Here is a 12005-nt window from a genome sequence, read left to right as displayed (position 1 = left end):
ACGGAGCCTTGGCACAAGATGACGGTGTCGAAAAACAGGAGCAAGCGGGTGGGCATCGGCGGGGTGGCCTGGAAATGGGTTCTGCTTATCGTGGGCGGGGGGCTGCTGGCCGGCCGGGCCCGGGCCGGGATTCCCGCCGAGGCCACCGTGACGGTCGGGAACGAGCAGGGCGTGCCGGTAGAGGGCGCGAACGTGAGCGTTTCCTTCGCGCTGAACGATAACGCGCCGCCTGTCCAGGGCCTGACGGATACCAACGGCCAGTTCCGCGCCGGCTCGATGGGGTCTGACGGCGGCGCGTACTTCAGCGCGTACAAGGACGGCCACTACGTGACGCGCGGCGAGTTCCTGTTCGACGGCGTGGACACGGGCAAATGGGTGCCGTGGAATCCGATCGCAGAAGCCCTGTTGCGTCCGATCGAAAATCCCGTTCCCATGTATGCCCGGAACGTGGAGACGACCATCCCCGCGGAGAGCCGGGCGCTGGGTTACGATTTGGAAGCCGGGGACTGGACTGTTCCGCACGGCCGGGGCACGGTGCGCGATTTCCTGTTCACCTACACCCGCCGCGCCGAGAGTTGGGACAACTTCGACGTGAAACTGGAACTGACCTTCTCCAATCCGGATGACGGCATCCAGGAGGTCCGCTGGCCCTATAAGTCTTACCTGGGTAGTGTGTATCGCCTGCCGCGTTTTGCGCCGGACGACGGCTACCACGCCACCAACATCATCGCCTTCGGGGCCGACCCGCAGAAGGGCTACTACAATGTCGAGCGGCCGGAGGACCTGAATTACTTTTTCCGCGTGCGTACGCAGACCAACGACGCGGGAGAGGTTACAAATGCGTGGTACGGGAAGCTCCACGGCGATTTCGACCTGTCCGGATATGGAACCGACCGGAGCACGCTGAAGTTCCGGTACTATGTCAACCCGGACGGGACGCGGAACATGGAGTTCGATCCGAAGCGGAACCTGTCCCGCAACCTCGGCCGATGGGAAGGAGTGAGTTTGCCATGATCGGTTCTTATCTGCGGTGCGTGGCGACGGCGAGCCTCGTCGTGGTCGCGGCTACTCCTCTGGCCCGGGGCGAATCCGGGGCCGCGCGCTACGTGCGCTACAGCTTCACGGTTGAAAACACCCGCAATGTATCCGCCACGGGCATCGTGCTTTATGTGCAGTTGCCCGTTTGCCAGGCCGTGCGCCAGCGGACATTGGATTTCAAGGTGGTGCCGGAAGCGGAAGTGCTGCGGGACGGGGCCGGCAACCAGGTGGCCTGCGTGGTCCTTCCGTTTCTTCCGCCCCTCGGCAGCCGCCTGGTCGAGATCGAGGCCCGACTGGATCATGCCGCGCAGGATCCGGGCCTGCAAAGCGGCGACGAGCCGCGCGACTACCTTCGGCCGGAGGAATGGATTGAGTCGGAAGCGCCGGAGATCAAGAAACAGGCGGCCGAGGCCCCGGCCGGCGACGCCCGCGAGACGGCGCGATGGTTCTTCGATTTCATTCGAGCGAAGATCCGTGTCAAGGACATCGATCCGGCGGACCGCGGCGCCTTGTGGGCGCTGCAGCACGAACAGGGCGATTGCACCGAGTTGGCCTATCTCTTCGTGGCCCTGTGCCGGGCCCGGGGGATTCCGGCTCGCGTCCTCGGGGGATACCGCTGCGACGGTAACTGCGTGCTGGCGGCAGCCGGCTACCATAATTGGGCCGAGTTTCATGACGGGAGAGCGTGGGTCATCGTGGATCTCGCGCTCGGCGATTGGGATGTCCAGGAACCGCGGTATGTCCTGATGAAGGTGCATACCCCGGCGCCGGACGAGCGGACGGGCTTCTTCCACCGCGCGCGCCTGGTCGCGCCGGAGGGCGTGGAGGCCCGGATGAACGGTTTGCGATAGGCAGCCAGGAAAGAGAGGCAGCCATGAAGACGAAAACGATCGGCGCGACACTCGGGGGATGCCTGCTGGCCCTGCTATACCAGGGCGTTCCCGCGCGGGCCTCCTGGGACGAGATCATTGGCCAGTGGGCGATCAACGTTGAGCGCGAGGCCAAGGCCGAGGACGAGTCGACCGTGTGCGCCAAGGTCAACATGGACGTGAAGCAGGATCTGACTTTGGAGCGCCAGGCCTTCGACGCGGAGGTCAAGATCCATAACGGCTACACGACCATGTTCCTCCAAGACGTGGAAGTAAAAATCTGGATCACCGATTTGGCGGGCAATCTGGTGCCCTCGACCTCGGATCCAACTCAAACGAACGCGTGGTTCTTCGTCCGGGAACCCGATCTCACGAACATTGACAATGTGGACGGCCGGGGCACGGTCCGGGAGGCGACGTCGGCGACGGTACACTGGCTGATCATCCCGGCCCCGGGCACCGGCGGGAACTCGGCCTTCGGGCAGGAATTCCTGGTCGGCGGGCGCCTGCGCTACAAGGCCAGCGGCGAGGAGACGGCCATCCCGCTGATCCCGGACAAGATCCGGGTCAAGCCGATGCCGCGGCTGGCGCTCGACTACTTCCTGCCGGCCCGGGTGGAGGGCGACGATCCGCTTACGCCGGCGATCGAGCCGCCCGTGCCGTTCCATTACGGCATGCGCATCCGCAACGTGGGCGCCGGCGCTGCGCGCAACGTCAACATGAGCGCCGGGTACCCGAACATCCAGCGGAACAACCAGGAACTGCTGGTCAATTTCACGGTGCTGGGCGCCGAGGTCAACGGGCAGGCCCTGGGCAGCGTACAGCAGACCGCGTTCAATTTCGGGACCATCGAACCGGACCGGGCGGCCTCCGTGCGGGTGGACATGGAGTGTACCCTCTCCGGGGAATTCACCGACGTACGGGCCACCGTGCGCCACGCGGACGAACTGGGCGGGCAACTAACTTCCCTGATTGTGCAGAAGAACGTCCACACCCTGATGCAGGCCGTGCTGATGGACTTGCCGGGTCGCGACCGCATCCGTGACTTCCTGGCGGACGATCGCGATGCCGTGCGCCTCTACGAATCCGAGAACCTGGATACCGTTGTGACGAACCTGACCGCCGCCTCGTCCCTGGAATGGGTGGACACGGGCGAGGGCCAGGAGGTGATCACCTACCACTTGCAGGCGCCGGCTTCGCTGTCGCCCCTCTACGTCGGCATGCCGTTCCCCGCGGGGGAGGTCTATGAACTGGAGTCGGTTCTTCGCTCGTCGGACGGGTCCGCCCTGCCGGCCTGCAATGTCTGGATCACGCGCAACCGGGCCGAGGGGAGCACGAACCGGCTCTTCGCGCTGCATCTTTTCGATTCCTTCGGCGGGGGCTTATACGAGATCCGCCTGAAGCCGCGCCCGGTAGACCATAACGATGCGCCCGTGCTCCAGTACATCGGACGCAAGGTGGTCCGCGCGGGCCAGCAACTGGGCTTCCTGGTGCAGGCCAGCGACCCGAACAACGTGCTGCCTTCCTTGAGCGCGGCCCCGCTGCCGGAGGGCGCCACGTTCACGGACTACCATGACGGCACCGGTCTCTTCCACTGGCGGACGGACGGGGACGACTACGGCGTGCATCCCGTACGGTTCCTGGCGACGGACGGCGAACTCACGGATTGGGAGATCGTACGCGTATACGTGGGCCTGTCGGACGAGGCGTTCAACGCGCAGGGGCTGCCGGTCTCCCTGGCGGACTGGGAGCCGGAGATCAAGGAACTGGTCGCCCGAACGTCCAGCCAGACGGCCACGGTCGTGTGGGATAGCGTCGAGGGCCTGCTCTACGACGTGTATGCCGCCAGCAATCCCTTCGCGACCAACGCGATATGGCAGGCGGTGGGTGAAAATCGCCCGGCGTCGGGCAGCCAGGAGCGGCTGGCGGACAGCGAGGCGCTCGAGAACGTCATGCGCCGCTACTACCGGACCGTGCTGGCCGGCGAGCGGCCGGACGCGAACAAGATCTGGGGCCTGATCCGCCGTGACATCCGCGCGGCCGGGTACACGATGATCGCGCCGCCGCTGCGGTCGGACCGCCGGTTCGACGGCGAGTTCGGATCGGCGTTGGCCGATGTCCTGCAGGGCCGCGACGGCGGGCTCGGGTCCGGGGCCGACGAAATCTACATCCTGCAGCCCAGCGGAAGCTGGCGTTCCTTGTACCTGGACGCCTCGGGGACGTGGCGTGAAGCCGGCGGCGAGGCCAGCACCTACGAGCTGCCGCCGGGGCAGGGCCTCTGGGTTGCGCGCAAGGTGGGAACGCCCGCGCGGGTCACGTTCACGGGACCGGTGGGCAACGACGGGTCGCAGACCAACCGGCTGGTTCCCGGCTGGAACCTGATCGGATTGTCCGAAGGAAAGGATGTCCCGCTGAAGCAGACGTTCGCGGAGGCGGCGACCAGCCAGGGTTCGGAGGAGGATTCGGACATCCTGGTCCTTCAGAAGCCCGACGGCAGCTGGCGCCGGCTGATGTACGTGGAAGGCTGGGGCGCGCCGTACGACGGCAACTGGTTCGACCTGACCACATTCCAGATCGTTTCGACCAACGAGGTTCTGCAGCCCGGCCAGGCCTATTATTACCTGCGACGCGGAGCCGCGACGGACGTGGAATTCTGACCGCGGGCGGGATACCGAGGAAGATGGAGATACGGGAAAAGATGACCCGCGCGCGTGCGGGCGGGTGTGCGGGCCTGCTGTGTTGGCTGGTCCTGGGGATGATGTTCGGAAGCGCCAGGGCCCAGGTCAACGCGCGGGGCGTGCTGGTCGTGGCCTCCTTCCATCCCGACCAGCAGTTGGAGAAGGCGCAGATCGAGGGCCTGCGGGCCGTCATATCGACCAACGCGGAAATGTACGTCGAATACCTGGACGCCAAGCGCATGGGCCGGCGGGCGGAGTACCTCGATCTGTTCGCGCGCCTGATGATCCAGAAATACTTCGGCCGCCGCATGGACGTGGTGGTCACGCTGAACGATGATGCCTACCGATTAATGCGCGCCTACCGCGACCGGATCCTGCCCGGTAAACCCGTCGTGGCCTGCGGCATCAGCGCCGCCGAGACCGCGGCGATGGAGGAAGAGCCCTGGCTGACCGGCCTGCAAAACAAACTGGACCCGGGCGACACCCTTGAGGTGGCGCTTGCGCTGCATCCCGCTGCGCAAGCGGTACATGTGATCACCGACCGGACCAGCGAGGGGATGGCCCAGCGATGGCAAATCGAGCAATTGGCCGCCGCCCGCCGATTCCCCGTCCCGGTCGTTTTCTTCGACAAGGAAGCGCAGGGCCTTACGCTGGGTCAGTTGCTGGCCGGCGTGGAGAAGGTGCCCGGGCGGGACGTGATCTTCTTCGCGGAATTCTACCTCGACCGGGTGGGGGAGATGTACCTGCCGCAGCGGCTTCTTCCCGTCCTGTGCCGTCACGCCAAGGCGCCGGTTTATACCTCCAACGAGGAGGCCGTGGGTTTCGGTGCCGTCGGAGGAAAGGTGAGCCACGGGCTTGTTCAGGGGCGGGTGGCCGGCGGTCTGGTGCAGCGCCTGCTGGACGGCGAGGAGGCGGGGGAAATCCCGTTCCAGCGCATCGAGGCCGCTCACTACGTGTTTGATCAGCGACAGCTCGACCGCTGGGGCCTGGCGCCTCGGCGTCTGCCGGCCGGGAGCGATATCCTCAACCGGGACATCTCCTTCTTCGAGCGTCACCGGTGGGTCTTGCTGGGCAGCGTGATCGTCGTGGCCCTGGAGACCTTCATCATCATCCTGCTGCTTGTCAACCGGGCGGCGCGCCGTCGGGCCCAGGCGGCGCTTCGGATCAACGAGGAGCGGTATCGCCAGTTGTTCGAGGCCGCCGGGGACATCATCATGATCGTGAACGCAGACGGCGCGATTCGTCACGCCAATCCCGCGGCCTCGGCCAAGCTCGGTCTTCCCGGGGACCTGCTGTGCCGGAAGAAACTCGACGACTTGGTGCCTCCGTCCCGGCACGCGGAACTTCGCCGGCACCTGGGCCGCGCGGCGCGGGGGGAGCGGGCGCTTTGGGAACTCACCTGCGTGGCGGCCGCGGGCGCCGAAGTGCCGGTCGAAATGCTGCTCCAACCCATGGAATACGCCGGCACGACGGCCGTCCTGTGCGTGGCCCGCGATCTGACCGAGCGGTTCAAGATTCAGCGCCTGACCCAGGAAATCAGCGAGCGGGAGCGTCAGGCGATCGGGTGGGATATCCACGACGGCCTGGGGCAGTACATCTCGGCGCTGACCTTCCAGTGCAACGTCCTCGAGCAGCGCGCGGGCCGTGGCCAGGCCATCGGGACGGCGGATGTCCAGAAGCTCTCGACCGTGGTCTCGGAACTGGCGTTCGAAACCCGGAGCCTGGCCCGCTCCATGGTACCCTTCCTTCTGTTGTCGAACAGTCTGTACGATGCCTTGAAGGAACTCATGGAGTTGAATGCCCGGCATTTTGGACTGCAGACCGCGATGGAGTGCGCCCTTCCCGAGGGCGAGGTGAGTCCGGAAACCGCGGCCCACCTGTACCGGATTACGCAGGAGGGGATGCGCAACGCCGCCCGGCATGCCGGGGCGCGGCAGGTCAAGTTGTCCCTGGCGCCTTGCGGCGAGGGGCGGGCCGCGCTGCGGATGGAAAACGACGGACGCCCCTTCGAGGCCCTGCCCGAGCGCCGCGTCGGCATGGGGTTGGCCATCATGGAGCAGCGGGCCCGGTTGATCGGCGCGCGCCTGCAAATACGCTCCGACGGAGAGGGGCGCACCGTGCTGGCGTGCGACTTTCCCCTGGCATCCAATCCGTCCGAGGTTTCCGCATGAGCCGGGTCATGAGCCAGACGGAAGGCGTCGGGATCGCGCGGGTATTCCTGGTGGAAGACCATCCCGTGGTCCGGAGCAGCCTCCACGACCTTCTCGTCGAGTCCGGCGGCATCCGGGTGGTGGGGGAAGCCGCGGGGTATGAAGAGGCCCTGCGCCGGTTTCCCGAACAAGGCGCGGATGTGGCCATTATCAACCTCGGGCTCCCGGACCGGAGCGGGCTGGCCCTGATCCAGCGATTCAAACAGATGGATCCATCGCTGAACATGCTGGTCCTGTCGATGCACGATGAGTGCCTCTATGCCGTCCGGGCGCTCCGGGCGGGGGCCCGGGGCTACCTGATGAAGACGGCGGAGGCGGGAGAGATCGTTGACGCGGTGAAACGGATCGCGGCCGGGCAGCGGGTGGTTAGCGAACGCGTGCGCCAGCAGCTCCTGACGCAGGTCATGAAGGACGGGGCGGACGGGAAATCTGTGGAGCAGGTCCTCTCGACGCAGGAACTGACCGTGTTCGAGTCCCTGGGGAGAGGATTGGCCACCGGGCAGATCGCCCGGACGCTGGGCGTCAGCGAGAAAACCGTCGGCAGCTATTACGAACGCATTAAAAGCAAGCTGACCATCGCCCACATGAGGGACCTTGCTCGATTGGCCTATGACTGGATTTCGGACCGTGAGCTTTGACGACAGAATAAAGAAGAGGGGCCGCGGTCGCGTCCTCGGCATGCTGCTCGTGCTGCTGGCCGGCGGCGTGTCGCCGGAGGGCGCCGTCATTTACACGGCGGCGTGGGACGCGACGGACGACGGCTGGGTGGGGAGGGATTCGGTCGCCGGCATCTCGTTCGCGGGGGGCTTCGGCGACCCGGCTGGCTCCATGCTGGCCACCTTCGCCGAGCAGGGCATTCCGGCGGCGGAGGTGGACGCCTTCCGCGCGACGGCCTCCGCCTCCGGCGGCGCGTTCACGGGCGATTACTGGGCGGACCTGGGGGAATTCTACGGGTGGACCTTCCGGTTCTATGCCGCCACGGAACTGCCCTCCGACCTGCAGGTGCGGTTCCGCGGCAGCTCCGGGCCGGCCCTGATCTACAACGCGCTTCCCCAGTTGGGCGGCGTCGGGAGTTGGTATACGATCACCGTGCCCGCGACCTATTCCGGCAACTGGTTCGGCGGCACGGAGACCGCGTGGTCGAACGCGCTGGCGAGTGTCCAGTGGGTGGACATCCAGATCGGCCGCTCCGGCAGCGGAGCGGAGGAAAGCTACTACCTGGACGGGTTCCGGCATAGCGAAGACGACCCCGACCCTCCGGACCCGCCTGACCCGTCGAACGCCGTGCCGGAGCCGACCCCCTTCGTCCTGGTGCTGGCCGCGGCCCTGGTTCTCCGCCGGCGGTGGAGGCGTGCCGATACGGCGCGCGGCTCCCCGATCGGCATCTAGCTTTGCTTGTGATTCATTGAGGGAGTATAGTCCCGTCCTATGAAAATACGTCGAACCGCGAGCGCCGGGGGCGTGTTGTTCTTGTGGGCGGCGATCTTGTGTGGTCGCGCGCAAACGCCGCCGCCCGCGCCGCCGGCAGACGTTTTCCGATTCAATGCGGCGGGGCTGAACGATCGCCTGACCAACCGGTTTACCTTGCGTAATTCCGGCGCCGAGGCGATGGAGGTCTATTCCGTGACCCCCTCGTGCGAGTGCGTGCACGTGATGCTGTGGCCGACCAACGTGGCGGCCGGAAGCACCGGGACGGTAGAGATCCTTTTCGTTCCCGACAAGGCCGGGGCGGTGGACTACCGCGTGCAGGTCAAGACTTCCTCGCCGGAGACGCCGGAAATCGAGTATGCCATCCAGGGCGTGGTGACATCGGCGCCGCGGGCCCGCGTGGACCGGGATTGGTCGCTCTACCTGGACACCGAGGCGGCGAAGGCGGCGATCCGCGATCCGGGCAGCGTCCTGCTGGTCGACGTGCGCAGCGCGGAGCGCTTCGAAGGGGTTCGGATCCCCGGAGCGATCCAAATCCCGCTCTACGCGGTGAAAACCAAGGGCTTCCTGCGGGGCCGGCCGGTGGTGCTGGTGGATGAAGGCCACGGCAGTCATCCACTGGACGAGGAATGCCGGAAGCTGCGGGAGGCGGGGTTCAGCGCGCTCTCCCTGTGGTACGGAGGCCTGAATGCCTGGCGCCGTCGTGGAGGGAGCCTCGAGGGAAGCGCTCCTGTCGATCGCGTGCCGCCGATCGCGCTTCACGATATCAGCTATTCCACGGACTGGCTGGTCGTAACGGTCGGCGGGGCCGCGACCAACGGTCTGGAAGGTGTCGTGGCGCTGTCGTTCGATCCAGCCAAGCCGGAGGATTTTGCATCGGCGCTCAACGCCGCCATCAAGGACCGCCCCCAGGTAGGCTCGGTGCTGATCGCCACGGACAAGGGGGAGGATTATCCGGCGATCGCGGGCCTGGCAGGCAGGATCAACGCATTTGTTTTCTTCCTCGACGGGGGCTGGGCGGCGTGGGAGGCGCATCGCCAGATGATGGGCGCCATCCAGCAGGGACGGACGATGTCCACGCAAAGCACGTCCAGCGGCGGGGGCCGGGTCCGCCCCGGCTGCGGCGGCTGCCCCAAGTAAAGGGCAGGTGTGAGCGGTCTTCCGCGCGGCGCGCCTGTCGGTTGGTCTTGAATGAAAACCGTTAAGCATCATGTCAAGGGCGGCGCCGGTCCCGGGGAAGGCGTTGCGTCCGGGACCTCGCGCGGGAGGTGCGGAGGCGGCCGTCGCGCGGGGCGGTTCATCGGGCCGGGCCTGCTGCTGCTGGGCTCCCTGGGAGGCGGCGTTATCGCGGAGCCTGACGGCGGGGAGGACAGGCAAGGGATGGCCCGCGCGGAGGCGTATATTCGCGAAGAAGCGGCTCGCATCAAGGGGGGGGCTCTGTCGCCCGGTCCAAAAAACAAAACGGCGGCCGTGGTGACGGCGCCGGCAACGGATGCGCCGGGCCCCGATGCTCTTCGATGGGCGGTCAGCATCGCCGATCTTTCGGTGGATGAAGCCGCGCTGGCCTTGGATCCGGACCGTCACGCGCTGGTGTCACAGGCTGAAGCGGATCGGGCCGAGGCTCGTCAACTGGCTTTTCAAGGAGAGCATCAGGAGGCGATACGGAAACTTGAGCGGTGGGTTGGCGAAGGGACCCCGGAGGCGGTGAGGGAGGCGGCGTTGATGGACTTGGCGGAGTACGCGTTCCGCCTTTCCGATTACCCACGCTCGCAGGAAGCGATCAAGAAACTACGGGCGCATCGGCCGGCAAACGCCGCCTTGCTTTGCAACCAGGCCGCCGCGTATATGCAGACGGGCCGCTACGAAGAGGCGCTCACCCTTCTGGAATCCATCGAGACCGGAGCCATCAAACGTCCGGCGCTGCTGGCGGCCGTCTTTTTCAACCGGGCGTGTGCTCACAGTCGGCTGGGACGGGTGGATTCGGCGATATCGGCACTGTACACGGCCTTCAAGGCTCACCCCGAGGCGACATCCATCTGGTTGACGGATCCCCAGTTGGATGGGATTCGAGCCGATCTGCGGTACAAGGTTCTGGAGAAGATTGCGTTGCGCCAAAGAACGCCGCCACTGCAATCGCGGCTGAAAGCAGACCTCGTGTTACATGGAAGGCCGGACGCGGACGCAGAACCACAGGGGGAGCGGTCCTCGTTCCTTTTCCTTGATAAGTGGTGAGACATGACAGCTTCGATCGAGACGGACCGCCACGAGACGCCGCGCGAAGGGAGGGAGAGACCTCGCCCTGTCCGCGTAGGGTCAGGTCAGAAAGCGGGGGGCCTTCGCGGATGGCCCCTTGTGGCCTGGCTGGTGGCCGGCGTGATGGGCGGGGGCGGGTTGATGATGATGTGGTTGGAGTATCGCCAAGCCTACCAAGTCCATGAGCAGCTTCAGACGGTGGCAGGCATGGGGGCCGCCGAGGGAACGGGCGTCGGAACCGATGCGAAGCGAGAGGCGGTTCGCACTTTGATATCCAGTGCTATGGACAGGAGATCTGAAAATTCTCCGGACATCCCGCCCTTGGCGCGGGAGCCCGCGCCCGGGGAGTTTTTTGATTTTACGGCCATCCAGAGGGGTGAAGCAATCCGGCTGTTGGGAGACCGGTATCTGGTGTCGGGCCGTATAGCGGCCGCCCTCAAGGCTTACTGTGAAGCCTTGGCGCTGAATTCCCGGAACGTGAACGTGTGGCAGAGCATCGGACAATGCTACCTGCGTTATGCGGACCGCGACATGGCCCGGTTGGCGCTCGAGACCGCGGTCCAGTTGGGCAGTGCGAATCCGGAGGTCTTCACCCTGCTGGCCTGCCTCTATCGCGAGGAGGGGCGATTGACCGAGGCCTTGGCCTTGTGGGAGCAGTGCCGGCGCCTCGCCACGCCGGACTCCCTCTCCGAGTTGAATGAGGGCCTGGCGCTCATTGAGCATGAAGACTTTGCATCGGCGATCGCCCGGTTGGCCCGATATCGGCGGGAGCATCCGTCTGATGTAGAGGCCGCTCGCGCCCTGGCCTTTGCGCTGGCCAAATCAGGGCTCTGGAAGGATGCGCGGAGTACGTTGAAGGAAACCCTGGCCCGGGATCCCGATTCCCCGGGCTTGCATGCGGATGCGGCGGCGGCGGCGGCCCGTATGTGGCTGGCGGAGGAAGCGGTGACGCATCTCGAAACGCTGGCGGACATCACCTCTTCGGGCGTGGTCTATCACTTCATGCTTTCGCCCGCGTTTTCCGGATTCCGCCGCACGGAAATCGGGAAGAAACTGGAATCGGCGCTCATGGTCGCGTCGCTTCGCGAAACGGTCACCCCGGAACAGCTCAAGAGCATTCTGGCGGTGAATATTTCACCCCGGTTTTCACTGTCGCCCCACGCGCCGCGAGGGGTGCCTTTCCATAATGGGTCGGCCGATGAGCTTCAAGTCGAGTGAGCCTGATCTCGCGAATCCGCCCCCGGGAGGCGCGCTTCGGTCTTCTCTTAACACGTTATCCTGAAGGTCGTTACCATGCCTGCCTGTGCAGGAAGAGTTCCTTTCGCGCACGGCCCTGGGGACGGCTGTGAGGGCGCTAAACGCCTTGCAAAACATGACGGGCAGGGCCGTCGTAATCGTTGACATTCGGGCCTTTTTTCTGTAAGTTTAATCTGACAAGGGCAGGTTGTGCGTTGCTCATGTAGGCCGTTGAAACAGTCGATGCGGGGTTCGTTCGAGCCACAGGCCGAATGCCCCTGCCGGATCGAAAT

The 12005-nt window shown here is 65.6% G+C and carries 9 protein-coding genes; all 9 read left to right on the top strand.

Annotation, left to right across the window (positions count from 1 at the left end):
• Nucleotides 1-18 precede the first annotated feature (18 nt).
• The 9 genes from KA248_10890 to KA248_10850 all read left to right on the top strand — a co-directional run bounded on the left by KA248_10890 (nt 19) and on the right by KA248_10850 (nt 11694).
• Nucleotides 19-1014, top strand: coding sequence for an Ig-like domain-containing protein (locus KA248_10890; GenBank protein ID MBP7830413.1), 996 nt, complete (start codon nt 19-21; stop codon nt 1012-1014).
• Nucleotides 1011-1889, top strand: coding sequence for a transglutaminase domain-containing protein (locus KA248_10885; GenBank protein MBP7830412.1), 879 nt, complete (start codon nt 1011-1013; stop codon nt 1887-1889). Before KA248_10890 ends, KA248_10885 begins: the two co-directional genes overlap by 4 nt.
• 23 nt (nt 1890-1912) lie before the next feature.
• Nucleotides 1913-4564, top strand: coding sequence for a hypothetical protein (locus tag KA248_10880; GenBank protein MBP7830411.1), 2652 nt, complete (start codon nt 1913-1915; stop codon nt 4562-4564).
• A gap of 23 nt (nt 4565-4587) precedes the next feature.
• Complete coding sequence (locus KA248_10875; GenBank protein ID MBP7830410.1) at nt 4588-6756, top strand: PAS domain S-box protein; 2169 nt, start codon at nt 4588-4590, stop codon at nt 6754-6756.
• Nucleotides 6757-6764: 8 nt separating this feature from the next.
• On the top strand, nt 6765-7433 hold the full coding sequence (locus KA248_10870; GenBank protein MBP7830409.1) for a response regulator transcription factor: 669 nt from the start codon (nt 6765-6767) through the stop codon (nt 7431-7433).
• Nucleotides 7423-8184, top strand: a complete 762-nt coding sequence (locus KA248_10865) for a hypothetical protein (GenBank protein ID MBP7830408.1) — start codon at nt 7423-7425, stop codon at nt 8182-8184. The genes KA248_10870 and KA248_10865 overlap by 11 nt, the downstream gene beginning before the upstream one ends.
• Nucleotides 8185-8223: 39 nt before the next feature.
• Nucleotides 8224-9363 carry a DUF1573 domain-containing protein gene (locus KA248_10860; GenBank protein MBP7830407.1) on the top strand — a complete coding sequence of 380 codons (1140 nt, stop codon included), beginning with the start codon at nt 8224-8226 and terminating at the stop codon, nt 9361-9363.
• A gap of 51 nt (nt 9364-9414) precedes the next feature.
• Entirely contained in the window at nt 9415-10455 is a 1041-nt protein-coding gene (locus KA248_10855; protein MBP7830406.1) for a tetratricopeptide repeat protein, read from the top strand.
• Between the two features lie 120 nt (nt 10456-10575).
• Entirely contained in the window at nt 10576-11694 is a 1119-nt protein-coding gene (locus KA248_10850; GenBank protein ID MBP7830405.1) for a tetratricopeptide repeat protein, read from the top strand.
• Nucleotides 11695-12005: the final 311 nt, after the last annotated feature.

The organism is Kiritimatiellia bacterium (assembly GCA_018001225.1).
Classification (GTDB): domain Bacteria; phylum Verrucomicrobiota; class Kiritimatiellia; order CAIQIC01; family JAGNIJ01; genus JAGNIJ01.
Note: the sequence above shows the minus strand (reverse complement) of the source record. Positions and strands in the feature narration are given on the sequence as shown.

What these genes read in the sequence shown, in the direction of transcription:
- KA248_10875 (MBP7830410.1), top strand. Translation starts at nt 4,588, where the DNA reads ATGGAGATACGGGAAAAGATGACCCGCGCGCGTGCGGGCGGGTGTGCG.
- KA248_10885 (MBP7830412.1), top strand. Translation starts at nt 1,011, where the DNA reads ATGATCGGTTCTTATCTGCGGTGCGTGGCGACGGCGAGCCTCGTCGTG.
- KA248_10855 (MBP7830406.1), top strand. Translation starts at nt 9,415, where the DNA reads ATGAAAACCGTTAAGCATCATGTCAAGGGCGGCGCCGGTCCCGGGGAA.
- KA248_10860 (MBP7830407.1), top strand. Translation starts at nt 8,224, where the DNA reads ATGAAAATACGTCGAACCGCGAGCGCCGGGGGCGTGTTGTTCTTGTGG.
- KA248_10890 (MBP7830413.1), top strand. Translation starts at nt 19, where the DNA reads ATGACGGTGTCGAAAAACAGGAGCAAGCGGGTGGGCATCGGCGGGGTG.
- KA248_10880 (MBP7830411.1), top strand. Translation starts at nt 1,913, where the DNA reads ATGAAGACGAAAACGATCGGCGCGACACTCGGGGGATGCCTGCTGGCC.
- KA248_10870 (MBP7830409.1), top strand. Translation starts at nt 6,765, where the DNA reads ATGAGCCAGACGGAAGGCGTCGGGATCGCGCGGGTATTCCTGGTGGAA.